Genomic DNA, 22,686 nt, shown 5'->3' with positions numbered 1-22,686 from the left:
ACTACATAGTGAGCGATGCAGGCGCGCCTTCCGTCACGGTGGTCACACCCTCCGCCGGCTTCGCGTCGCCAGCGCCATGTATCTGCGCGGCCGGGACTGCCAGTGAAACGCTAAAGAGGGTCTATGCCAACGGCGCAGCGGGCACCGTGGCGGGCGCCACGTGGGAGGTGTGCCCTCACGGGACGGGCGTGCCCTTGGCCATCACAAAGCCCGGGGCGTGGCCACCGTGCAATGTGACCGTAATATGTGTGGATCTCGACGATAACTACACGTGGGGGGTAGTTCAGGGCTCGTATGTGGGGGCCCCCACGATGCCGGTCTGCACCCCGCGCCCGATGGGGTATTGACCATGCTCCGCCGATTGATCGCCTTCTGGAAGGCCTATCTTCTCGCTTACGTCCTGTTGTGGGCCATGCTTGCCCTCCTGATGGGCCTGGCCGCGCGGGCGCCGGGAGAGTAGCCATGGCCCTATACGGAGATCTCTCGGCCGCGACGCAACGCAACGTGCTCCTGTCTACCGGGATCATCCTGGTGGCCTTCGTGACCGCATTGGTGGCGATTGCCGTGCAGGCGGTGTTCCGCCCTCCGGGCCCTGCTACGCAACTGACGGTGGACTTCATCCTGCCGGAGGATGCGCAGGCTCTCGCCGACGTGCCGGGCGCGGCCCCCCGTGTCTACTGCCTGGAGCGCCCCGAGCGGGAGTGGACGACGCGCCTGGTGCGAGACGAAGAGACGGGGCGGTGGGCGTACCGGTGGACCTCGCGGAGCGAGGCGTGGCCGAACCGCAGCGCCCGTTGGGTGGCGTATTCGCAAGACGGGCTCGGCCGGGTGGCCGTGGCGGCGTTTGTGCCGGCGAACACGGCGCGAGTACACCTCGAGTACGCCCGCATCGAGTCTCCTGATCTAACCGAGCGTGGGGTGTGGGCGCCGATGCCGACGGGCCTCCCGATGGATCTGGCGGTGTCGTGGGGCCTGCTGGTCAACGGCCGCGTCGCCTACACCTGCCCGTGGGGATCGGACCGGCCCGAAGGCGGGGCCACCCCGGATCTCGGACGCCTGGAGGAGGGCGATCAGCTCTGCATCCGCGTGCGCCTGATCGGGGACGCCTACCTCTACTCCGCCACCGCGGTGATCGCATCGTACAGCGCAGAGACCTTCTAGGAGAGGGCTATGACGACCGCCACCTGGATCACCATCATCCTCGCTCTCTCGTCCGTCATCCTGAGCCTGATGCAGACGGTGTTCTGGTTCCAGATCCGGGATCTGCACCGGCGGGTGGAGACCACCAACTCCCGGGTGGACGCGGTCGAGAAGGCCCTCGGCGAGTGCCAGTACCGGCACACGTCCAGCGCCGCCACGAAGGGCGACGTGGCCGAGGTGAAAGGGGCGGTGACCAGCCTCCACCGGCGCATTGACGAGCTGTACCGCCTGCTCCTCGAAAAGAAGGGGGGGGACAACGCATGATGCCCCTCGCGCACCTTCGCCAGCTCCCGCGGTTCGACGCCTACGACAGCCTGTTCAAGGCCGCCGCCTCGCGGTACTTCGGCGCGCATCCGTACCCGTGGCAGAGGCTCAAGGCCCAAGCCATCCAGGAATCCATGCTGGATCCGAACGCCCGCAACGCGCGCACCGGGGCCGTGGGCCTCATGCAGCTCCTTCCGGGGACCGACCGATGGATCGACGACGACCTGGACGCGACGGACCCCGAGGGCAACATCGAGAACGGCGCCGCCCTCATGGCCTACCTGTGCGGCATCGGGACGCAAGTGCCCCTCCGCAACGGTGGTTCGAGGGCCTTCGGGTGGTACCGCGGCTTCCTCGACTGCCCTTGGCCCGAGCGGATGCGCTTCGCCCTGGCCGGGTACAACGCGGGATGGGGGCATGTGGGGGGACCGAAGCGGCCCAACGCCCGGAGCCTGGCCTACCTGGAGGGGAAAGACTCCAGCCGCTGGGCGGTGGTGGCGCCCTACCTCCGCCAGGTCACGGGGGCGAACGCGGCCGAGACGCTCCACTACGTCGAGGCCATCGAGCAGTACACCCGGATCCTCCTGGAGGCGCACCTATGACGCGCAAGCACTACTCGCAATCGTGGACCTTCTGGGGCATGGCGGGCGCCGCGGCCGCCTCCCTCGCCGTCGCCATCGCCGGCCACAAGTGGCCGGACTGGGTGCCGACGGCCATCACTGAGATGGCGACAGGCTCGGCGGTGGCGGCCCTCGGGTCCCTCGCCCTCCGCTTCCGCTCCCTTTCCCTCACGCGCGAATCCGGCCGCCCGGCCGAAGGAGGCTGTCATGGCACTGAATGAGAAGCAGAAGACCAGCGTCCTCAACGTCCTGCAGATGGTGGCGCTCATCGGGCCGCTGTTCACCCAGCTCCTCGCCCTCATCCGGGAGGCCGAGGACCCGGCCGTGGACGGGACGACCAAGAAAGCGGGCGTCCTGGCCTTCGTGGAGGCCCTGCTCACGGCCGGGGCGACAAAGATCGCCGGCCTCGACGACGCCACGATCGCGCTCGTCAAGGAGGCGGCGTCCTGGATCATCGACGCCTACGTCGCCTTCAAGAACACGATCGGCCACTTCGCCCACAAGGTCACGGGCTGACCATGGGCGCCTTCCTCTGGGGGCTCGTCGCGTTCGTCCTGCGCTTGCTCGGCGTGGGCGTGCGGCCCTCCGAGGCGGAGCGCCACGAAACCACGGCGCGGGACCTGGGTACCCAGGAAGCCCGCGCGCAGGCGGCGGAACAGGCGGTCGAGGCCCAGCAGGCGGCGCTTGACCTGGAAACCCGGATGCAGGAGGCTCAGGCCGAGGTCACGGCCCACCAGCCTTCGAGCGGAGAACCCCATGTCGGCACGGACCTCTTCCACCAGGACTGACTCCACGGGCTCCCTGCATCCGGGGCCCTCCTCCCGCGGGGCCCTGTGGCTGGCCTGCATGGCGGCGCTGTTCCTGGCGTGCCTGCTCGCCGCCCAGGGCTGCGCGCCGCGCCGCGTGCCCCTCCCCGTCGTCACCGTCTGCCCCCCCATCCCCATGCCCACCCGCCCGGCGGCGCCGTCGGTGGTTCTGCCGGCCCCGGACGCGGAGGGGCGCTACTGCCTGACCCAAAGGCAGGCCAACGATCTGGCCCATGGGATTCGGGATCTCCAAACCTACGCGGCCCAGGTCGAGGCCGCCGTCTCGCTCTACAACGCCTCCGTCCGACACCAGGCCGCAGAGGCCGACAGGAGGTGACACGATGGGCACGACAGCCAACATCCAACTCGGCATCGGCGACCTGGCGCTCAAAACCTACGTCGCCGGCACCTACACCGGCTTCACCAACGTCGGGTTCCACAGCGAGAAGGGCGGGTCCTTCAAGTACAAGGGCGAACTCCTCAAGGTCAAGTCGGGCAACCACCTGGCGACGACGAAAATCTTCGTGGTCGGCGAGGAGGCCAGCCTGGAGGCCGCCGTGCAGGAGTTCACGGCCCTCAACGTCGCCCGCGCCCTCGGGCTCGCCGACGCCGACGTGAGCGACGACGCGGTCAACCACATCAAGAGCCTCTACGTGGGCGGGAACACCACGAACAACTACTTCTCCGCCCAGTTCCGCGTCGATTTCGACGTGGCCGGTCTTTACGGTGAGCTGATCATCTTCAAGGGCCGCTTCGCGGGCGAGATGACGCTGGAAATGGCGCCCAACAAGGTCATCGAGGTGCCCACCGTCATCGAATGCCTCGCGGACGACGCGGCCGGAGACACCAACGGGAAGCTGGCCCAACTCAACTTCAAGTACCAGGTCTAGCCCAGGGCCAGATGGTGGGGCGGGCCTGGGCTCCCCGCCCCACCATCGCCAGCCATCTACGCGGGAGAGCCCGGAGGTGACCATGCAGACGTACCACATCGGAGACCGAGATTTCACTCTCGACGAACTTGTGCTGGACCAGGAGGAGGCCCTCGCGCAGATCCTGGCCCCCCTGTACGAGGAGGGCGAGATGACCGTCAAAGGGCTGGTGGACGCCCTCGTCCGGAAGGGCCTGCTCCGAAAGGCCCTCTCCGTCCTGCTCGTGCCCGCCGGCGAGACGGTCGAAACCGCCAACCGCGAGGACACCGAGAGATACATCGGACCGCGCATGACACTGAGCCAGCAGGCGAGGGTCATCCGCGATTTTTTCGACGTCAACGCCGGGGCTGTGAACGCCATCAAGGGCCTCGCCACGATGGCCCCCGGAGCGGAAGGCTCGACGATCTGATCGTGCGCCTTGCCCAGGGTGACGTGACCAAGCACCGGTGGATCCGGTACCACGTCACCCTCCGCGAGGCCATCCTTTACGCCGAGGATCTGGCGCGGCGGGAGAGGCGGGAGGAGTTCATGCGGCAGAGGCTGTACGAGGTGATCAATCGGAGCCTGGGCGGAGAGTACCAGGCCGACCGGAGCCTCCTCGACGAGGCTCCGCGTGCCTCGTCCGAGCCGCCCCAGGGCCGCCAGAAGCTGCGGAATTGGGTGGGCCTGGCCGATCTATTGGGCGCCGAGGTTCCGGCGCGCGTGAGGGCTCTGGCGGATGGCGACTGAGACGGATGACCCCCTCGTCGTAGATCTGGCCGCGAACCTGGGGCCGCTTTTCGAGGACATCGAAAAGGGCCTGCGCCAGGTCAAGGACCGCCTCCAGGCGTTCCGCGATGGGAAGGTGGATCTATCGGCCTCCGCGGACCGGCTCACTCGCGACCTGCGCCAGGCCACGGCGCAGACGGAGAAATTCAAGCGGGACGCCGACAAGGCCGCCGTCGTCCGGCCCACCGTGGACAGTACGTCGCTGACCGCCGCCTTCAGCCGGATAAAGGGCTACCTCGGGCTGCTGGGGGTCACGGCTGGCCTCGCCGGCGTCGTCAACCTCCTGCGATCGAGCGCCCAGGCGGCCATCGAGAACTCCCGCGCCGTCCAGGAGGTGGAGAACGCGGCCCGGAGCCTGACGCAGGCGACAGATGAACAGATCGAACGCCTGAACACGTGGATGGACGCCATGGAGCGGGCCAGCGGAAAAACGAACGAGGAGCTGACCCCTGGCGTCATCCAACTGATGGCGGTGACCGAGGATCTGACCCAGGCGCAAATCCTGACCCAGATCGCGGCTGGCGCCGCCGCGCGCGGTCTGGGCGACTTTGCCCAGAACGTGGACGACATGACCCGAATGCTCGTGACCGGGTCCATCCGTGGAGTGGGCGCCTTTGGCCAGGCCCTCCGCGACGCGGGGAAGGATGGCGTCATCACGGCGGACGAAATCACTCACCTGTACCGGGCCTACGGTGACGCGGGAGCGGAGATCGACCACTCCGCGATGGCCCTCGATCGGGCCAGGGTGGCCTGGGACAATACCAAGGAAGCGATCGGGGCCGTGCTGAACGCCGCGCTGATTCCTCTTCTCCCGCGCATCAGGATGATCACGCAGGGGGTGGGCCTCTTCATCGCCGGGATCGTGCGCCTCCAGGGCGAAATCACAGCGCTGGGCGTGGGGGCCGCCGGGACGTTCAAGGCCTTGTGGTTGCACCTCCGGGGGGACGATGCCGCCGCGGAGGCCGTGGATCGCCAAGCCGCGCGCGCCGCGCTGGCCATCAAGGAGCGGGCCTCGGAGGCCGCGAGCTCCATCCAGCAGTCGATCCTGGAGGCCTGGAGCGGGACGACCGCCCCGATTGAGATGGGGGCGAAAGCGGCCGGCCAGGCCTTCGCCGGCGGCATGAAGGTCGGGACGAAAAAGGCCAAGGAGGAGGGGGCCAAGGCGGCGGACGCCATCAAGAGGGCCATGCAGCAGGCCGCGGAGGCCAGCCGCGCGGCCTTCGAGCGTGCGGCGGCCTCCTGGGAGGCCATCTCCCGCTCCATGGCCGGGGACAAGATGAAAGCCATGGACCCCATGGAGTACGAGCGGTCCCAGGTCCGCATCGAGGCGGCCGAAAAAGAGAGGGCGGCGCGTGCCGTCCTGCGCGGGCAGGCGCTCGCGGACGCCTTGGTCCGCATCGAGGAGTGGAAGGTCCAGCAGATTCAGGCCATCAATGAGCGGGCGCAGGCCGAGGAGGACGAGCGCCGGCGGGCCGAGGAGGAAAAGGCCCAGGCCGAGTCGGAACGGGCCATCCAGGCCGCGATGGAGCGTGTGCGGCTGGAAGTGGGGGCGCATCTGGATCCGATGCAGGAGGTGATCCGGCGCGCTTACGATTCCCTGAATGCCCAGACGGCCCTGTGGGCCGAGCGCATCGTCTCGGCCCTCCAGCCCGTGTCTCAGGCCCTCTACAGTCTGATGATGGGCATGAAGGTGCGGTGGAGCCAGGTCCTGCGGCAGATGGTCGTCTCGTTCCTGATGGAGTTCGTCAACCGGATCCTGGCCATGGTGGCCGGGAAGCTGGTGGACATGATCGCCGGGAAGGCGGGCGCGGCGGATGCCGCGGCATCCAAGAAGAAGGTCGCGGCGGCCAAGGAGGAGCGGAAGGCCGAATACGGCGTGGCGGCGGCGAACATGAGCGCCGCGGTGGCGGAGATTTTCGCCGCGCACTCGGCCATCCCCTTCGCCGGCGTGGCCATCGCCACAGCTCTGGCCGAGAAGGCCATGCTCACCTGGGCGATCATGACGGCCCTCGGGGAATCCATCTCCAAGGGTATCGCCGCGTTCGCAAGCGGCGGCCTGGTGGACCGCCCCACGCTCGCGCTGATCGGCGAAGCCGGGCCCGAACTCATCGCCCCCCAGCGCGATTTTCAGGCGGTGATTGCCGGGCTCGTGGCCGATACGGTGGCGACCGTCCGCATGGCCGCCCTCGGCCCTACGCCGGTGGCGGGAGTGGGCGCCGGCGCGGCCCAGACCATGGCGTGGGAGCCTCATTTCCACGGGTTCGCGTTTGTGGATACGGGGAACCGGGGCTACATGCGGGCCGCGGCCCGGAAAATGTCTGCGGCGCTGGACGAGGAGCGCCGGTCACGGCTGGGGAGATAGGCCATGGGCGTGGCGTGGACCTACACGATCAAATGGTCCGGCTCCTCCTCCGGTACGATGCCGGACCCGGTCAGCGTCCGGCCGCGATGGAAGATCGCGGAGAACGTGTTCCGCACTCAGGATGGAGAGCGGCGCAGGGCCCGCAAGGGCCTGTGGCCGGCGGTGGAGATCCGGTGGATCCTCACTCCGGCCGAAGTCGCCACCCTGGAAAGCCTGCTCGCGGCCGAGAACGCCGATAGCGACGCGGTGCCTTTCACCCTCAGTCTCGACGGTACCTCATACGCACGGGTGCACCTCGCGAAGGAGCCAGAGATCCGGAATGTCCGGGACACCAACGTCGGGCTGGAGGTCACGTTGGACTTCGAGTACTACGACCGTGCAAGCGCGTTCGCGTCTCCGATCCACAGGGGGGATCCGGCGTGAGCTGGAGCCTGCAACTGCGCCTGAAAGACGGCTCCTTCCAGGATGTCCCTCTCCTGGAGAGCGAGGCGGGGAGCCTCTCGCAGAAATTCGAGGACTACGAGGCCCGCGCCGTCTTCGACGATCTGTCGCTCACGCTCGATAATTCCGATGGTTTCTGGTCCACGCTGTTCAGCGCGGCCAACCTGACCCCTACCGATGCCTACCCGAATCGGTTCGGCTTCCGGCTGCTCCAAGGCGGGACGCCCTTCTGGGAGGGCGATCTCGACTACGAGTCTGTGACCCACAACTCCGCCAAATCGGTCACTGAGGTCCGCGTGCTCGATGCGATCAAGCGCCTCGAGGCCCACAATGCGGAGAACCTCAAGCGGGACTACTCGTCCCTCGCCATCGTGAGCGGCGCGCGCCACAGTAAAAACCTCGTGGTCAACAGCGTGCTCGATGCCTCCGGCGAGCCCCTCTCCGCCGGCGATGAGCTCGAGCTCGCGCATGTGAAGCCCAACACCAAGATCGGGAAACAGACCCTCGTGGTGGCCTCGGTCAACCTGGGCACGAACACGATCACCTTCAAGAAGCGCCTGCGCTTCAACTACGGGCCCAGCGATGCCATCGTGGTGAAAAATCCATGGCTCCGTGGATGGACAGCGGGGGCCCTAATCGAGGCGCTGCTCGACCTGGTGCCTGGGTTCGATGCCGCGCATCGCGTCATCGACTACGATGGTGTGACGTGGGACGATACGGTGGACATCGCCGATTTCGAGGGCAAGGACGCGGGGGCCGCTGTCACGCTTGTGGCCGACTGGGTGAATGCCCAGGTCTTCAGTCGGGCCGGCGTGATCCACGTCGTCGGGCGCGAGAAGGACGCGGACGGAGCGCCCGTCCAGGATCTGTCCGGGCTGGTGGGCGCAGAAGGCGCGAACATCGCGCCGGCAGGTCATCGGCGTTACGACCTGGTGGTCATCAGGGGCCGCGACGGCCGGCAGGTGCGGAAGGGGCTCTCCCCCTTCGGCGGGAACAAGCTGGAAAAAGACTTCCCCTTCACCAAGGACCGCACGCAGCTCCTCGCCGTGGCCTCCCGCTACTGGGACTACTGGGGGCGGGTGCGACAGAAGGCCGAGGGGGTCCCTGTGTGGGACGACGCCACCGCCTACGTTCCGGGCAAGCGGGTCACCCTCGATGGGGTGGAGTACCGGGTCGTCCAGGTAGGGCAGGACCTCGAGGACGGAGGCGAGCTGACCCTCGACCTCGTCGCGAAGTCGGGGACGCTGCCGGATCCAGGCTCCTACGACGAGGACGACCTCACGGACGACGACGAAGACCCGCCGGAACCCACGGGCCTCGTATTCACAAAGAGCTATTCAACGACCTTCAATACCCTTTTCCCGTCCGATAAATACAAGCGCCTCACGACGGTCCGGGAAGTGGACGAGGACGGGAACCTGATCTCCGAAACCAAAATGAGGCTCTTCGAGCTCCGCTGGGCCTATCCCTACGACGAGCTCGGAGCCCTGGTGTGGCGCTTCCAGATCACCGTCTGGCCTGACGCCAAGGACCGGGAAAAGCCCAAGCGCGTGTTCACCGTACCTCCTGACCAGCAATCCGATGGGCTCTACTACGCAAAGGTCCGCCTGCCGGCGGGAAAACTCTGGTGGGCCGATGTCGTGGCCATCCTGGACGACCTGCGCGAGAGTCCTCCGAGCGACGAGAACTCCAGTGGGACCGAGGACGATACCGTCGAGGGAACCCCCGCGCCCAACACATTCGTGATGGGCACGATCAGTTCGGTCGAATCGGAGCCCCATGGCTCCAGCGCCAAGCGGTGCGACTGCTCCATTACTTTTACCGTGGCCGATTGCACCGAGGCCGAGGTGGTGCTGACGGACAGCACTACAGGCAAGACGCACCGCCTGACCGTGCTCGTGGAGGGCGCGGCGGGCGCGGCTTATTTCCCGCCGCAGTTCAAACGCGGGGGGACGCTCACGGTCACGAAGGTCGTGTGCTCCAACGGAAGCGCCAAGGCGACCTTCTCGAACCCCGGTACGTGGGCGACCGTGGCCGGAGGGTCCGCCCTCCCGGGTGCCCCTCTGGCACCGTCCATTACCGGTGTGACGCGGGTCAAGAAGGGGGACGAGTACGCCGTCTCGGTCGCTTACGACGGCTCGCATCCCGTGAGCCTCCTCCGGCGCCTGCGGCTGTACACCGCACCCACAGGGACGACGGGGACACCGGACACCAACACCGCCTGGAAACTGCGAAAGACCGTGGACATCGAGGCGGACGTCACGGCCGCTACTCCACGGACGTCCTACGAAATCACGGACGTGCGGTCGGGCACCGCGATCCGCGCCGCCATCCTCAAGGTCGAGGACTGCCACAAGCAGGCCACCTACAGCGTCATCTACGATGCGGGCACCGTGCCGGCCTCAGACGATACCCCCCCAGCGCTGCCCTCCCTGACCTCTCTGACGAGCACAGAGCGGGACGTCCCGGGGACCCGCCGGGTGGAGTGCGACCTGTCGGCCGCCTTCACCTTCGCCGGCTGCACGGACCTGGTGGTGGAGACGAAGGAGTACGATGGGACCACACTCAAGGACGCGGACCGCTGGAACGTGCGCGTAGAGGGGCTCTCCGGTCTGACCTTCTACAAGAAGGCCGTGGCGGCCCAGGGCCGGACCATTTACCTGCGGTGGAAGGGCGTCAACGGTACCGCATCGTCTGCCTGGTCCACGGCTGACGGCGCAGGCGGCTGGGGGGACAACCCCCCAACCGTGCCAGTGGCCCACAAGGTGACGGCCGGGTCGAGCCTGCCGGCCGCTCCCGCCATTACGGGTCTGGCCATCAAGGCCGCCAAGCGGGACCACACGACCTTCCAGGTGCAATGGTCCGGCGCGGCCGGTGGCGCCTATAAGGAGCTGCTGTGCGAGCAGACGGTTGACGGGGGCACGACATGGGAGCCGCTGAAGGCGGCGGATATCTGGCCCCAGAGAACGTCCGGCAAGGCCCGGTATTCGGTCCAGAATGAGGGAGACTACCAGCTCCCTGTGGTGCGGTTCTGGATCCGCGACAAGCACCTGACGGATGGCGCGTACTACCCCTCCGCCTCCGGTACTACCGCCGCCTGGTGGGCCACGGCCCTGGCCGGCGGCTCGGGAGACGGAGACCAGGGCGTCGGGCAAGGCGCGTGGGCCGACACCGTGGGGGCCGCGTGGGCATCCGACGAGGTGACCTTCTCCGGAGCGGGTTGGCGGGGCCGCCAAGCGCGCGATCTACCCAAGAAGGCCTTCAGCGTCTCGATGGCGTTGAAGCTCTCGGCCTACGGATCGGCGTACCTGGGCGTGTTGTCCACGTCCGGCGCGGCGCCCTATTCTGGGTATGCTCTCCGCTTCTCGTCCACGACGGCGGTGGACCTGTTCGTCGTCACGGCCGGTACGCCAGGAGCAACGCCTGTCGCCTCCCTGGCCCTGTCTGCGGCCCTGCCCACCACCGAGAGTTTTCCGGTGAAGATCGAGATCCACGCCAAGAAGATCCTCGTCACAGTAGGCCAAACTGGCGAGGGGCTTGTTGTCCAGGACACGACCCACCGCATCGCCAAGTGGCACGCATGGGTGGGCTCGAAGATCGGGAGCTGGAGCGAGACCGTCTCTACCTTGGTGGTCGAGGCGGCCTCCGTGCCTCCTGGCCGCCTGTGGGACGCGGCCGCGGCCCGTGACCTCCTGAGCATCTTCGAGCGAGCTTCCGATGGGCATTTGACGGCCGGCGGGGTGAAGGTGGCCGTGCTTGATGGGAGTACGGAGTACGCCCGCGTCCTCCAGGCGGCCGCCGTGCTGTTGCCTACGCCCACAGGCAACTCCGGCGGCACGCCATCGTTCACCAGCCAGCCGGTCTTAAAGGGGTCTATGCTCGTAGGTGGCGCGATCAACATGGCGAACATGCCCACCCCCAGCGCTGATCTGATGGGCACGCCGTTCCTCTATCGAGACGCGACCTACGGCCGCAAAATCTGCTTTTACGCCTGGGATCCCGCGTCCTCCTCGTATGAGGTCTGGTGGGGGAATCTCACGCGCGCCGATATCCAGCCCAGCGGCAGCGCCCCACCAGGTGGTGGTGACGATGGTGGCGGCTCGTGTTTTTGGGGGCAGGCGCTGCTCAGGGGCCCAGAGAACCGCGTGATCACGATGGCCGATGTGCAGGTCGGCGACCTGGTCCTGTCACGGTACAGGGGCAAGGACGCCTACGCCAGAGTGACAGCGAAGCGCGTCCACCGCGTCCCGTCCTGCCTCCTCCTGAATGGTTGCATCGGTGTAACACCCGAGCATCTTCTCTTTGCGTTTGTGCCCAGCGAACCTGACCTGACGGTCTCAGCCGGTGGCTGCGTCCCGGGTACAAGGCTCTACGGTATTCACGGGCCAGTGACCGTCGGGTGCCTAGAGCTGCACGCTCCGCCAGCAGGCCTCGACGTGTACTCGATCACCGTCGATCTCGGCCGGTATTGGATCGGTGGAAAAGGGTTGTGGATTTTGGCTCACAACCTAAAGGAGTTGGGCTAGTCGCGCGCCGATTCAGGCGCAATGAATGGGCCTTCAATGGCCCCCACAATCCGCGACCACCGCACTCACGCTCGGGCGAAGAGCCCGATTACTGTTGCCCGCGAGATCCCTCGCCGCCCCGATTGTGAGTCTCATTACATACGAGACTCGTTCTCATCTGATGTGAGACGATACACTTACTCACTTACTCACCTACTCACCTACTCACCTTCTCCCCTCCCCACCGTTCGCACCATGTGAAGAGAGGACCATTCGCCCCGGGAGACGTGGGTGATGAGCGGTTTTCGTGGAAAGAGGCGGCGGTCGATGGCCTGGTCCGAGAGACCCGCTTCGCGCAGGGCGGACACGCGCCCCCGCAGGTCCAGGAGGTAGTCCCGCTTGCGCCTCAGGAGGGCCGGCCCGTTTTCGAGGGGACCCTGGTGGGTGTCGAAGAGGGTCTCGAAATCCAGGGACGAAAGCTTTTCGAGGGTTTCCAGCGTGACGCGAAGGTCCTCGTCCTGAAAGATGACGCGCGGGGTGGCGGTGAGGAAGAAATCCCCGGTGAAGAGCCAGCCGCGGGAAGGTTCGTGGAAGAGGACGTGGTCCGCCGTGTGCCCCGGCCCCGGAAGGACGCGGAAGGCATGGCGATCGGTCTCCAGGAGGCCGGGGAGGGGAAGGGCCGGAAACGCGGGGCGGCGGCCCCAGATGAGGCGCCGGTACAGGGGAAGGCGGGGCTCGACGGCGGCCTGGGCCAGCCCGGCGGCGGGGGCCAGGATGGCGGCGCCGCGCTCGGCGAGGGCGGCGGCGTTGCCGCAGTGGTCCTCGTGCATATGGGTGAGGGCGACCCGGCGGGGCATCCGGCCCTCGAAGAAGGCCCAGAAGGGCCCGCGGAGGCTCCAGGAGCCCGCGTCCACCAGCAGGTCGTCCACGGCGTAGACGTAGACCTTGAGCCGGTAGGTCAGGAGCCGGGCCTGGCCCCACCACGACGTCACGCCCCCCGACTCGCTCCATCCCCACGCGGGCGCCAAGCGGACCTCCCTTCGATTTCGAGTCCGGGGCGGCGAACCGCTCCGAACCCGAAGGCCGCATGGTACCAGATGCTCACGTCGAAGGCACTTCTGCCATGGCGAGTCAAGAAGAACGGATCGTCCAGGGACGTGAAGATCCGCTTACATGCGAAGCGGGAGAATCGAGTTTCCCGAGGGAAACAAGGGGTCAGGGTCTGCGACAGCCCAGGAGGAACCCCCAGGCCGACAGGAAGCCGGCGCCCACGAATCCCGCGGCCGAGAGCCACAGGGGAAAGCTGCCCTGCCCGACGCGGACCTCCAGGCCGTAAACCACCCGCAGGAGGTGGGCCAGAGCCACGAGCCCGAGCAGGACCGCCGTGATCAGAAAGTAGAGCCTCTTGGAGTCCATCTCGTCCCTCCCTTGGACCTTCCGGTGGAAAGGTAGGGCCATCCGAGCGGTCCTTCAAGCAGGAGCCGCCCGGTTCAGGAAGTCCGGCTCCGGAGGCAGCCGCCCACCAGGACTCCCGCGCCGCCCAAGATGGCCACGAAGAACTCGAACCACTTGGGCTGGATGGCGTAGCTCGCCGCCTGGAAGGTCGACAGGTCCAGGCCAGGAGGCGGGAGAGCGGGCTCCACGCCAAGGTGTAGGAAGGCCAGGATCAGGCCCAGTCCCAGCACGATCCCCGCCAGGACCTTCACCGCGGCCCCGCGGCCGTCCCGCCCGACGGCCCCCGCCGTCCAACCGCCCAGAAGGGCCGCCGCGAGGTTCACCGGAGTGGCCATTAGAAGCCATCCCGCCGTCACCTTCGTGGTCCCCGGCTCGAAGGCGAAGCCGGGGCCGAGGACCAGCCATGCCAGCGTGAAACAGACCATGACGAACAGGGCGATGACCACGTAGCCCGCCACCACCGCTCCGACCGCTCTCCACATGCCGCACCTCCCTGCTGGGCTAACCCTCTTTCTTGCGAATTCATTGCACCGGAAGGACAGGCGATCGCGCACCCAAGGGTCTGCGACCCACATGGTCCGCGAGGGAAATCCCCCGCCGGGGCCCCTTCTCCCTCCGCTATCGCCGTCCCGATCAGCCCGCGCCCGAAACGCGAAGGACCTTGGCGCCTCGGATTTTGCGGGCCTTGAGTTCCCGAAGAGCCTGATTGGCCCCCTCCAGAGGGAATGCTTCCACCTCGGGCCGGATCCCCGCCCTGGCGGCGAGGGCGAGAAAGTCCTCCACGTCCCTCCGGGTCACGTTGGCCACGCTCTTGACCTCCCGTTCCATCCAGAGGTGGCGGGCGTAGTCCAGGGAGAGAAGGGCGTCGCGGTCGTGGTCCTCCTTGCGGATGGCGTTGATGACCAGCCGTCCCCCGGGCAGGAGGTGCTTCAGGGCCTCGACGACGGGCCTCCAGACGGGCGTCGTGTCGATGACGGCGCGGCAGGGCTCGGGCGGAGGCTCGGAGGTATCCCCGGCCCAGGCCGCCCCCCGGTCCCTCGCGAAGTCCCTTTCCCCGGGGCTCCGGGCCCAGACGTAGACGGGGCTGTTCGGATAGAGGGCCCGGGCCATGTCCAGGACGAGGTGCCCCGAGGCCCCGAAACCCGTGAGGCCGAGAGCCTCCCCGTCGCAGACCTTTGCGAGGCGCAGGGACCGGAACCCCACGGCGCCCGCGCAGAGGAGGGGGGCCGCCGCCTCGTCGGAAAGGGCCTCGGGCAGAGGGTGGGCGAAGGCCTCGGGCACCGCCATGAACTCGGCGTAGCCCCCGTCGGCGTCCCGTCCCGTGGCCCGGAACCCCGCGCACAGGTTCTCGTCTCCGCCCCGGCACGCGGAACATTCGCCGCACGCCCAGTAGATCCACGCCACGCCCACGCGGTCCCCGATGCGAAACCGGCCGGCGCCAGGCCCGGCCGCCTCGACCCGGCCCACCACCTGATGGCCGGGAATGACCGGCAGACGGGGAGGCGGGGTCCGGCCTTCGATTTCGTCGAGTTCCGTGTGGCAGACCCCGCAGGCCGCCACGCGGAGGAGGACCTCCCCGGGACCCGGCTCCGGCGCGGGCGCCCGGGCGAGGCGGAGCGGCTCGGCATCCGGCGTAAGGGGGGCGATCCGGTCCAGCACCATGGCGCGCAAGGTTGACCTCCCGGGTCCATTATCGCCCGGATTCTGATCTGCCACCCGGATCGGAACGCATCCCCCCGCGCCTCATTTTCCGGCCCGGCCCAGGCCCTCGGCCTCCTTGACCTTCGCGCCGCCCTCGGCGCAGGGCATCTGCGTCATCGAGCCCCTCCTGCCACCCGTCCCGGCTGGCCTCGATCCGATCGAAGCGCCCGGAGTAGGGCTTGATGTCCAGGAGGGGCGTTCCGTCCAGGATGTCGAGGCCCTCCAGATTGAGAACCCGCCCCTCTCGCCTCAAAAGCTTCACGAGGCTCAGACCGATGGGGTTGGGGCGGCACGGGGCGCGCGTGGCGAAGACCCCTCGCTCCGAGTCCTCCAGGTACGGTTTGACCGTCAACCGGGCGGGGCCCGCCCGATGGAGGTGGTAGAGCAGGTACACGTGGGAGAAGCCCTCCAGGTCGCACAGACCCTCGGCGTACTGGGGGAGGATTTCCTCCCGCCCCGCGCAGCCTTCCGCAAAGGCCGGCTGGATGGGCGTTCTGTCGGGGTCCGTGTGGCCGGTGCGAACCACGCCGATGGGATGGAAGGTAATGACCTCGGTGCCCTTCTCCCCCCGGGAACTCACCGCTGGGGAAGGCCCGCCCTGCGAATCGCCTCCTGTGCCCATCCAGCGTGCGGCTCCACCCGCTTTGCGCCCCGGCCCTCCACGGTATCCACTCATTCCCTGGGCCCTCCTTTCGAACCGAGGTCCGCCGCGCTGGAGGCTCGTTTTTCCAATAAGCGGCGGTGGTGCTCGGAGCCCTCCCGCACCATCGCTCCCCCGCAGGTCGGGCACTTGGTTTCCAGGCACGGCGTCCCGGGACGGTGAGGGACCCGCCCTCCGCACTTCAAGCCAATGCGCGTGCCGCCGGGACCGCCTCCGCCCTTACGCACACTCATGGGGTCCTCCTGTTCCTCGGCTTGGAAAGGGAGGCGGGGGCCCGCCGAAGACCCTCTTCCCGCTCTCCCGTCCGGCTCAATCGTGGCCGTGGTCGCCGCAGGCGTGGAGGTGCCCACCGCTGCACAGGGCACCGGAGGTATGCAGGGAGCCGGCGAGGAACTCCTGGACGGCGATCTCAGGATCCCGCGCCACGACGCCCGCCACGACTCGGATTCCGTAGGCTTCGAACATCTGCGCGGCCCTGGGCCCCATGCCGCCGGCCAGGATGACCTCGGCCCCCTGTTCACGAAGCCACCGGGGAAAGGCGCCCCTCTCGTGGGGAGGCGCCTGCAAGGAGGCCTTGGAAACGATGGACCGCGCCGGTTCATCCACCTCGAACAGGCCGAAGGAGTCCGCTCCGCCGAAGTGATCGGAAAACCGACCATCCGCCATGGGGACCGCTATTTTCACGCCGATCTCCTTTCGAGAATCCCAAGAGAAACATGGACATGGCCGGCCAAACGGAGCCGGGGCGGGTTGGCCGACCTGCGATCATTCCCCTCCGCCGGATTCTGGATTCGGACGATCCCCGGCCTCATCCTGGGTCCCTTCGCACCGGCAGGCCCTCCCGCGACGCCTCGGCCCCCCGTGGATCGGGCAGCGGCCCGGCGCGCCGGATCCGAAGCGAACCGGGCCTTCCCCGACGAGGAGGGCCTTTCCCTCCAGGAGCGCCTCCGCGACCTTGGCGTGCGCCCGCTGGAGGATTCTCCCGAAGGTCACCCGCGATACCCCCATGCGCTCGGCCGCCTCCTCCTGGTACAGCCCCTCGCGGTCCGCGAGACGAAGCGCCTCCAGTTCGTCGAGCTGGAGAAGGAGGACCGGCAGATCGGCCATGGGGATTCCGATGGGTTTGAAGCCTCGCATCGCAGGCCGGCGGGCAATCTGGCGGATCTGTGAAGGTCTGGCCATCGGGCCTCCTTCTCGGGCTGGTTGGCCGCAGATATGAACATATGTTCTTTTCTTTTCCCTGTCAAGGCCGTCCAACCACATCCCCTCGATCCCCTGCGGACGCGGGGGTTGACCCATCCATCGGCGGCCGGGTAAGGTGGACCTTCATCCGCGCCGAGCGCAGGGAGGGTGGGCCATGGAGAAGCCGAAGCATCCCAAGGGACTGTACGTGCTCTTCTTCACCGAAATGTGGGAGCGGTTCGGCTTCTACACGATGCTCGCCATCTTCACGCTGTACCTGGACGAGTATTTCCACTTCGCGAGCCCCGGGGCCATCTACGGCGGTTACCTGGCGGTGGTCTACTTCACCCCCATCGCCGGGGGATGGGTGGCCGACCGGCTCCTGGGTTTCCGAAAGACGATCCTTCTGGGAGCCGTTCTGCTCGCCATGGGCTACGGTCTGCTGGCGGTGAAGTTCCCCGAGACTTCGTCCGTGGAGCAATCGGTGGCGGCGGCCGAGCAGGCCCACGCCCAGGCGGTGGCCGACTGGCAGGCCCGAGGCGCCGCGGCGGCCCGGGCGGGTCAGCCCTTCAGTGAACCCACGCCCGAATATGAAGGCCCCGGGCGCACGGCGGGACGGCCCCTCTTCTTCCTGGCCCTCCTGCTTCTGGTCTGCGGAAACGGGCTCTTCAAGCCGAACATCTCGGTCATGGTGGGGAACCTGTACGAGGACGGCAATCCCTTAAAGGACTCGGCCTTCAACATCTTCTACATGGGGATCAACATCGGGGCCTTCTTCGCCCCCCTCGCGGCGGCGGCGCTGAGAAACACGATGGGCTGGTGGTGGGCTTTCGCCGCCGCCTCCTCGGGGATGGTCGTCTCCCTCCTGATTTTCGTCCTCTTCAAGCGCCACGTGGAGCACGCCGAAATCGGCCGCCACACCGACTCCCTCGTGAAGGGCCCGGAGATGACTAGGGCCCAGGAGTTGAGCCGCGTCTTCGCCCTCCTGGCCATTTACGCCATCGTGATTCTCTTCTGGATGGCCTTCCACCAGAACGGCTTCACGATGACCCTCTGGGCGCGGGACAGCACGGGACCCATCGGGGGCTTCAAGATCCCCGCGGAGGCCTTCTCGGCCGCCAACGCCTTTTTCGTGGTGACGCTGACGCCCCTCGTGGTGTGGTTCTGGGGACGCCTGAGGGCCCGAGGCCTGGAGCCTTCCACGCCCGCAAAAATGGGCATCGGGATGCTTCTGACCGCTTCCGCCTTCGCCATCCTGGGCCTGGCGGGAAAGATGGGCGGCGACTACGGACAGGTCTCCCCCCTCTGGCTCGTCGCCGCTTACGCCGTGGTGACCCTTGGAGAATTGAACCTCTCCCCCATGGGCCTGGCCTTCTGCTCCAAGGTGGCCCCGCCTCGCCTGCGAGGACTCATGATGGGCATGTGGTTCGGCGCCACGGCTTGCGGCAACTACCTGGCCGGCGGCGTGGAACCCCTTTGGGACCGCTGGCCCCACAGCACCTTCTTCTTCTTCCTCGTGGCCACGAGCCTCTTCGCCGCGCTTCTCCTGCGGCTCGTGCTCAAGAAGGTCAACGCCGCCGCGGCCGCCTGAGCCGGCGCGGGTTTCCTCCTCCCCGGCGGCGAGGCCGAAAACAGGTAGGAACCGCCGCCCTATTCGCTGAAGGCGAGGTAGGCGGGGACGAAGATCCCCACGAAGGGCACGAGGATCAGGATCCCCACCCACGCGGGCTTCCCCCTGCGCTCGGCCACCGCCATCCAGAGGATGATCCCGATGACGAGGTTGAGCAGGGGCACAAGGAGCAGGAGGATCCACCAGATCGGCTTCCCGCCGGCTTCCAGAAGGGGAACGATCTGGAGGATGGGGATCCAGGCCATCCAGGCGTTCTGCACCCCCGTCTTCTGAGCGATCTTGTACAGGCACAGGGAGAAGTACAGGTAGAAGACCAGCCAGAAACAGCAGATCCCGCCCCACACCCCCGTCACCAACGCCAAGGCCTGCTGGTCGTCGGTCATGGATCCCTCCCTTTTGAGTATCCCCGCTCTGTACCTTACCCGAGCGGGCTCGGGAGAGCAAGCCCGGACCGCCAACTTTCGCTCCCTGGTTCCCTGCGCTACACTCGGCCTGGGAACCGGATCCGAGGCTCTTGCCGTTGGGAGGCGCCGTGGCGGCTTCGAAGAATCGTCATTCCCGACCAAAGGAACCGGCCCGGCCGGGCGCCCCGAAGACGCACCTGGAGCGCAGTCCTGTCTTCGTGCGGACCATTCTCGACACGATCCTCGACGGTCTCCTGACCGTGGACGAAAGCGGCGTCCTCCTCTCGTTCAACCGGGCCGCCGAGAGAATCTTCGGGTACGAAGCCGAGGAAATCCTGGGGCGAAACGTCTCCGTCCTCATGGCCGAGCCGCACCGGAGCGCCCACGACGGATACCTCCGCCGGTACCTGGAAGAGGGCGACGCCCACGTCATCGGCCGGCTCCTGACCCTGGAAGGGCTCCGGAAGGACGGAACCGTCTTCCCCATGGACCTCACCGTGACCGAGATGGAAGTGGGCGGCCGGCGAGCCTTCGTGGGCCTCTGCCGGGACGCCACGGACCGCCTGCGGGCGGAGGAGGACCTCCGGCTCAGCGAGGAGCGCTTTCGGAAACTCGTGCAGAACGCCATGGACTTCTTGGCCGTCCTGGACGAAGAGGGAGTCATCCGGTACGCCAACCCGGCCGCCGAGACGATCCTGGGCTATTCCCTCCAGGCCCTCGAAGGGGCTTCTCTCCTGGAGATCCTCCATCCGGACGACGTGGGTCCCATCCGGTCCGTTCTTCAGGGCGCGGCGCGGACCGACGGAGAAGTGTTCTTCGCCAATTTCCGCATCCGAAGGCCCGACGGGCGCTACGCCATCCTGGAATCCCTGGGGACGAATCTCCTCAGGGACCCCGCCATCCGGGGGCTCGTCCTCAACGCCAAGGACCTGACCGAATCCCAGCGGGCCGTCGAAAACCTGAGGCTCTTCCACAGGGCCCTCTCTTCGAGCCGCAACGGAGTGGTGATCACGGACCCCTCCCAGCCGGACAACCCGATCATCTTCGTGAATTCGGCCTTCGAGCGGATGACGGGGTACAGCGTGTCGGAGGCGGCGGGGCGCAACTGCCGTTTCCTTCACGGGAAGGACGCGGACCAGCCCGGTCTGGAGGAGATCCGGAGGGCCGTGCGCGAAAGGCGCGAGGGCTCGGCGGTCCTGCGCAACTACCGAAAGGACGGCACCCCCTTCTGGAATGAGCTCCAGATCTTCCCGGTCCGGGACGACTTCGGAACGGTGACCCACTTCGTGGGCATTCAAAACGACATCTCCGAGCGGGTGGCCGCCGAAGAAGCCCTGCGCCGCAGCGAGACTCAATTCAAGGCCATTTTCGACGCCTCCCCCGTGGGCATCGCCCTGGTGGACGCGGAGGGACGTCCCTTCGCGAGCAACCCGGCCCTGTGCGAGATGCTGGGGTACACGGCGGAGGAGCTTCGAGGCCTCACCTTCGCCGACTTCACGGACGCCCGGGATCTGTACCTCGACCTGAAGTTCTTCCGCGGCCTCATGGCCGGGCAGAGGGAGGGGTACCGGATGGAGAAGCGGTACGTCCGGAAGGACGGAACGGTCTTCTGGGGAGCCCTGAACGTGGCCCTGGCACGGGGATTGAAAGGAGAGCCGCTCTTCGCCATCGGCATGGTGGCCGACGTGACCCAGCGCCGCGAAGCCGAATCGGCCATGCGCAACCGGGACGCGGTGCTCGAGGCCTCCAGCGCCGCCGCGGAACGCCTCCTTCGGGGAGAGGACTGGAGCCGGAGCATCGGAGGAGCGCTGGAGAGGCTTGGCCAGGCTCTCCAGGTCGGGTCCGCCGCCCTCTACGAGAAGCCCTCCGCCGAATGCCGGGCCGAGCGGCGGGCCATGTGGTTCGATCCGGACGCCTGCGGGTCCCCCCACGACCAGCCGCCCCCGGTGTGCCGTCCCGAATGGCTGCCGCGTGCCTGGGTCGAGGGGCTGGAGGCGGGGGAGGCGAAGTCGGCGTCTCCGGCGGACGCCTCCGGGGGCTTCCCTGCCGACTCGCCCTGGCAGGGCCGCTCCATCGCCTTCCTCCCCATTTTCGCCGGGCGCGAATGGTGGGGGATTCTCGTCCTCGCGGAGCACCGCCAGGTCCGGCGATGGTCCCTCGCCGAACTGGACGTCTTCAAGACCTTCGCCGGAACGCTGGGCGCGGCCATCCAGCGGCAGCGGGACCTGGCGGCCCTGCAGGAGAGCGAAGGGCGGACCCGGAGCCTCATCGACAACATGCTCGGGGGGCTCGTCTCCCTCCAGAAGGACGGTGTGATCGAAATGGTCAACCCCGCGGCGGAACGGATCTTCGGTTACTCGCGGGAGGAGATGGTGGGCCGGCACGTGAGCCAACTCATCGCCGTGCCCGAGGGGGAGGATCCCGGCGACTTCTTCCGCAGGGCCTTGGTTCAGGCCCTCGGCCGGGTGACCGAATGGGAGGCCATTCGAAAGGGTGGGGAGATCTTTCCCGTGGAACTCTCTCTCTTCGAGTTCCGGTCCCCGGCGGGGCGGCGGTACGCCGGCAGCATCCAGGACATTTCCCAGCGCCGCGAGGTGGACCGGCTGAAGAAAGAATTCGTCTCCACGGTGAGCCACGAACTCCGCACGCCCCTGACCTCCATCCGCGGCTCCCTCGGCCTCCTGCAGGGGGGGGTGGCGGGGGAAATGCCCGCCCAGGCCCGAGCCCTGGTGGACATCGCCCTCAAGAACAGCGAGCGGCTGGTGCGCCTCATCAACGACATCCTGGACATGGAGAAGATCGAGGCGGGGCGCATGGCCTTCGACCTGCGGGATTCGGACCTGGCCGCCCTCCTCCACCAGGCCGTGGAAGCAAACCGCGGCTTCGCTCACCAGTACGGACAGACCATCGCCCTCGAAACGCCTCCCGCCCACGGAACCCTCCTGGTAAGGGTGGACGTGGACCGGTTTCAGCAAGTGGTCACGAACCTCCTGTCGAACGCCATCAAGTTCTCCCCCGAGAACGGGACCGTTTCCCTACGAGCCGAACCGAGCGGCCGCCGCGTGCGGGTGTCCGTCACGGACCGGGGCCCGGGAATCCCCGAAGCCTTCCGATCCAAGATATTCGGCAAGTTCGCCCAGGCCGACTCCTCGGATACCCGCAAGAAGGGGGGCACGGGGCTCGGCCTCTCCATTGCCAAGGCCATCGTGGAAAAAATGGGTGGGAGCATGGACTTCACCACCGAAGAGGGAAAGGGCACGACCTTCTTTTTCGACCTGCCCCTTCTCGCCCCCGCCGATTCCACATCCCTCCCCGACGGACAGGGGACGCCGGCGACTCCTCCAGCGGGATCCGAACGCCCGCTCATTTTGCACGTGGAGGACGACCCGGACGTCCTGGAGGTGGTCCGGGGCATCGTCTGCGAGATCGCGGACGTCGTGTCCGCGCGGTCGCTGGAGGAAGCCCGCCGGCTTCTCGACGAGTCTTCCTTCCAGCTCGTCCTGCTGGATCTGACCCTTCCCGACGGAGGGGGCGCGGAGCTTCTGCCCGAATTGAGGGACCGCTCCGTACCGGCCCTGGTCTTTTCGGCCGAGGACAGGGCTCTGGAAATGCCGCCCGCCGTCGCGGGGTTCCTGGTGAAGGGGGCCACGTCCAACGAGAACTTGAGGCAGGCCGTTGAAGACGCCCTGGCCCGAGGAAAACCAATCCGGAGGCCCGATCCATAGAGAGCGCCACGACCGCAGCCGTTCGGACCCCGC

General features: G+C 67.5%; 23 protein-coding genes. 15 read left to right on the top strand and 8 right to left on the bottom strand.

What is annotated here, in order from left to right; translation table 11 throughout:
- Positions 1 to 462: 462 nt before the first annotated feature.
- From AB1824_01280 to AB1824_01220, 13 genes are all read left to right on the top strand, one after another.
- The gene (locus tag AB1824_01280) at positions 463 to 1,161 is read left to right on the top strand and encodes a hypothetical protein (protein MEW5763581.1); all 699 of its coding nucleotides are present in this window, start codon (positions 463 to 465) and stop codon (positions 1,159 to 1,161) included.
- Positions 1,162 to 1,170: 9 nt separating this feature from the next.
- On the top strand, positions 1,171 to 1,464 hold the full coding sequence (locus tag AB1824_01275; GenBank protein ID MEW5763580.1) for a hypothetical protein: 294 nt from the start codon (positions 1,171 to 1,173) through the stop codon (positions 1,462 to 1,464).
- On the top strand, positions 1,461 to 2,066 hold the full coding sequence (locus AB1824_01270) for a transglycosylase SLT domain-containing protein (GenBank protein MEW5763579.1): 606 nt from the start codon (positions 1,461 to 1,463) through the stop codon (positions 2,064 to 2,066). Before AB1824_01275 ends, AB1824_01270 begins: the two co-directional genes overlap by 4 nt.
- Complete coding sequence (locus AB1824_01265) at positions 2,063 to 2,305, top strand: hypothetical protein (GenBank protein ID MEW5763578.1); 243 nt, start codon at positions 2,063 to 2,065, stop codon at positions 2,303 to 2,305. The genes AB1824_01270 and AB1824_01265 overlap by 4 nt, the downstream gene beginning before the upstream one ends.
- Positions 2,292 to 2,600, top strand: coding sequence for a hypothetical protein (locus AB1824_01260; GenBank protein MEW5763577.1), 309 nt, complete (start codon positions 2,292 to 2,294; stop codon positions 2,598 to 2,600). The genes AB1824_01265 and AB1824_01260 overlap by 14 nt, the downstream gene beginning before the upstream one ends.
- 2 nt (positions 2,601 to 2,602) lie before the next feature.
- Positions 2,603 to 2,872, top strand: a complete 270-nt coding sequence (locus AB1824_01255) for a hypothetical protein (GenBank protein MEW5763576.1) — start codon at positions 2,603 to 2,605, stop codon at positions 2,870 to 2,872.
- On the top strand, positions 2,841 to 3,227 hold the full coding sequence (locus AB1824_01250) for a hypothetical protein (protein MEW5763575.1): 387 nt from the start codon (positions 2,841 to 2,843) through the stop codon (positions 3,225 to 3,227). Before AB1824_01255 ends, AB1824_01250 begins: the two co-directional genes overlap by 32 nt.
- A 4-nt stretch (positions 3,228 to 3,231) precedes the next feature.
- Positions 3,232 to 3,780, top strand: a complete 549-nt coding sequence (locus AB1824_01245; GenBank protein MEW5763574.1) for a hypothetical protein — start codon at positions 3,232 to 3,234, stop codon at positions 3,778 to 3,780.
- Positions 3,781 to 3,862: 82 nt separating this feature from the next.
- The gene (locus AB1824_01240) at positions 3,863 to 4,228 is read left to right on the top strand and encodes a hypothetical protein (protein ID MEW5763573.1); all 366 of its coding nucleotides are present in this window, start codon (positions 3,863 to 3,865) and stop codon (positions 4,226 to 4,228) included.
- Positions 4,229 to 4,230: 2 nt separating this feature from the next.
- Positions 4,231 to 4,548 (top strand): hypothetical protein, encoded by a 318-nt coding sequence (locus AB1824_01235; protein MEW5763572.1) that lies wholly within the window; start codon positions 4,231 to 4,233, stop codon positions 4,546 to 4,548.
- Positions 4,538 to 6,949, top strand: a complete 2,412-nt coding sequence (locus AB1824_01230; protein MEW5763571.1) for a hypothetical protein — start codon at positions 4,538 to 4,540, stop codon at positions 6,947 to 6,949. The genes AB1824_01235 and AB1824_01230 overlap by 11 nt, the downstream gene beginning before the upstream one ends.
- Positions 6,950 to 6,952: 3 nt before the next feature.
- Positions 6,953 to 7,372: a hypothetical protein gene (locus AB1824_01225; protein MEW5763570.1), complete on the top strand. Its 420-nt coding sequence runs from the start codon at positions 6,953 to 6,955 to the stop codon at positions 7,370 to 7,372.
- On the top strand, positions 7,369 to 11,916 hold the full coding sequence (locus AB1824_01220) for a hypothetical protein (GenBank protein ID MEW5763569.1): 4,548 nt from the start codon (positions 7,369 to 7,371) through the stop codon (positions 11,914 to 11,916). The genes AB1824_01225 and AB1824_01220 overlap by 4 nt, the downstream gene beginning before the upstream one ends.
- A gap of 200 nt (positions 11,917 to 12,116) precedes the next feature.
- Here AB1824_01220 and AB1824_01215 read toward each other — a convergent pair whose 3' ends face one another.
- The 7 genes from AB1824_01215 to AB1824_01185 all read right to left on the bottom strand — a co-directional run bounded on the left by AB1824_01215 (position 12,117) and on the right by AB1824_01185 (position 16,894).
- A complete protein-coding gene (locus AB1824_01215) occupies positions 12,117 to 12,923 on the bottom strand; it encodes an MBL fold metallo-hydrolase (protein MEW5763568.1) in 807 nt (268 codons plus the stop codon).
- 187 nt (positions 12,924 to 13,110) lie between these two features.
- A complete protein-coding gene (locus AB1824_01210) occupies positions 13,111 to 13,311 on the bottom strand; it encodes a hypothetical protein (protein ID MEW5763567.1) in 201 nt (66 codons plus the stop codon).
- 74 nt (positions 13,312 to 13,385) lie between these two features.
- Entirely contained in the window at positions 13,386 to 13,832 is a 447-nt protein-coding gene (locus tag AB1824_01205; GenBank protein ID MEW5763566.1) for a hypothetical protein, read from the bottom strand.
- Between the two features lie 151 nt (positions 13,833 to 13,983).
- Positions 13,984 to 15,021: a zinc-dependent alcohol dehydrogenase family protein gene (locus AB1824_01200; GenBank protein ID MEW5763565.1), complete on the bottom strand. Its 1,038-nt coding sequence runs from the start codon at positions 15,019 to 15,021 to the stop codon at positions 13,984 to 13,986.
- A 19-nt stretch (positions 15,022 to 15,040) separates the two neighbouring features.
- The gene (gene tsaA, locus AB1824_01195; GenBank protein ID MEW5763564.1) at positions 15,041 to 15,727 is read right to left on the bottom strand and encodes a tRNA (N6-threonylcarbamoyladenosine(37)-N6)-methyltransferase TrmO; all 687 of its coding nucleotides are present in this window, start codon (positions 15,725 to 15,727) and stop codon (positions 15,041 to 15,043) included.
- Positions 15,728 to 16,021: 294 nt separating this feature from the next.
- Positions 16,022 to 16,396 carry a NifB/NifX family molybdenum-iron cluster-binding protein gene (locus AB1824_01190; protein ID MEW5763563.1) on the bottom strand — a complete coding sequence of 125 codons (375 nt, stop codon included), beginning with the start codon at positions 16,394 to 16,396 and terminating at the stop codon, positions 16,022 to 16,024.
- 81 nt (positions 16,397 to 16,477) lie between these two features.
- The gene (locus AB1824_01185) at positions 16,478 to 16,894 is read right to left on the bottom strand and encodes a DUF134 domain-containing protein (protein MEW5763562.1); all 417 of its coding nucleotides are present in this window, start codon (positions 16,892 to 16,894) and stop codon (positions 16,478 to 16,480) included.
- A 175-nt stretch (positions 16,895 to 17,069) separates the two neighbouring features.
- Between AB1824_01185 and AB1824_01180 the strand changes: the two genes are divergently transcribed.
- Entirely contained in the window at positions 17,070 to 18,485 is a 1,416-nt protein-coding gene (locus AB1824_01180) for a peptide MFS transporter (GenBank protein MEW5763561.1), read from the top strand.
- Positions 18,486 to 18,544: 59 nt separating this feature from the next.
- Here AB1824_01180 and AB1824_01175 read toward each other — a convergent pair whose 3' ends face one another.
- On the bottom strand, positions 18,545 to 18,907 hold the full coding sequence (locus AB1824_01175) for a DUF5684 domain-containing protein (protein MEW5763560.1): 363 nt from the start codon (positions 18,905 to 18,907) through the stop codon (positions 18,545 to 18,547).
- A gap of 239 nt (positions 18,908 to 19,146) precedes the next feature.
- Here AB1824_01175 and AB1824_01170 point away from each other — a divergent pair, with 239 nt between their 5' ends.
- Positions 19,147 to 22,653 (top strand): PAS domain S-box protein, encoded by a 3,507-nt coding sequence (locus AB1824_01170; protein MEW5763559.1) that lies wholly within the window; start codon positions 19,147 to 19,149, stop codon positions 22,651 to 22,653.
- The last annotated feature ends 33 nt before the right edge of the window (positions 22,654 to 22,686 follow it).

The sequence above is a fragment of the Acidobacteriota bacterium genome, assembly GCA_040752915.1.
Classification (GTDB): Bacteria; Acidobacteriota; UBA4820; order UBA4820; family DSQY01; genus JBFLVU01.
The sequence above is the reverse complement of the archived record's forward strand: the minus strand, read 5'-3'. Positions and strand labels throughout refer to the sequence as shown.

Bases quoted from the DNA above. Each gene is read 5' to 3' on its own strand.
- AB1824_01280 (MEW5763581.1), top strand. From the start codon at position 463: ATGGCCCTATACGGAGATCTCTCGGCCGCGACGCAACGCAACGTGCTC.
- AB1824_01275 (MEW5763580.1), top strand. From the start codon at position 1,171: ATGACGACCGCCACCTGGATCACCATCATCCTCGCTCTCTCGTCCGTC.
- AB1824_01270 (MEW5763579.1), top strand. From the start codon at position 1,461: ATGATGCCCCTCGCGCACCTTCGCCAGCTCCCGCGGTTCGACGCCTAC.
- AB1824_01265 (MEW5763578.1), top strand. From the start codon at position 2,063: ATGACGCGCAAGCACTACTCGCAATCGTGGACCTTCTGGGGCATGGCG.
- AB1824_01260 (MEW5763577.1), top strand. From the start codon at position 2,292: ATGGCACTGAATGAGAAGCAGAAGACCAGCGTCCTCAACGTCCTGCAG.
- AB1824_01255 (MEW5763576.1), top strand. From the start codon at position 2,603: ATGGGCGCCTTCCTCTGGGGGCTCGTCGCGTTCGTCCTGCGCTTGCTC.
- AB1824_01250 (MEW5763575.1), top strand. From the start codon at position 2,841: ATGTCGGCACGGACCTCTTCCACCAGGACTGACTCCACGGGCTCCCTG.
- AB1824_01245 (MEW5763574.1), top strand. From the start codon at position 3,232: ATGGGCACGACAGCCAACATCCAACTCGGCATCGGCGACCTGGCGCTC.
- AB1824_01240 (MEW5763573.1), top strand. From the start codon at position 3,863: ATGCAGACGTACCACATCGGAGACCGAGATTTCACTCTCGACGAACTT.
- AB1824_01230 (MEW5763571.1), top strand. From the start codon at position 4,538: ATGGCGACTGAGACGGATGACCCCCTCGTCGTAGATCTGGCCGCGAAC.
- AB1824_01225 (MEW5763570.1), top strand. From the start codon at position 6,953: ATGGGCGTGGCGTGGACCTACACGATCAAATGGTCCGGCTCCTCCTCC.
- AB1824_01210 (MEW5763567.1), bottom strand. From the start codon at position 13,311: ATGGACTCCAAGAGGCTCTACTTTCTGATCACGGCGGTCCTGCTCGGG.
- AB1824_01205 (MEW5763566.1), bottom strand. From the start codon at position 13,832: ATGTGGAGAGCGGTCGGAGCGGTGGTGGCGGGCTACGTGGTCATCGCC.
- tsaA (MEW5763564.1), bottom strand. From the start codon at position 15,727: ATGAGTGGATACCGTGGAGGGCCGGGGCGCAAAGCGGGTGGAGCCGCA.
- AB1824_01185 (MEW5763562.1), bottom strand. From the start codon at position 16,894: ATGGCCAGACCTTCACAGATCCGCCAGATTGCCCGCCGGCCTGCGATG.
- AB1824_01180 (MEW5763561.1), top strand. From the start codon at position 17,070: ATGGAGAAGCCGAAGCATCCCAAGGGACTGTACGTGCTCTTCTTCACC.
- AB1824_01175 (MEW5763560.1), bottom strand. From the start codon at position 18,907: ATGACCGACGACCAGCAGGCCTTGGCGTTGGTGACGGGGGTGTGGGGC.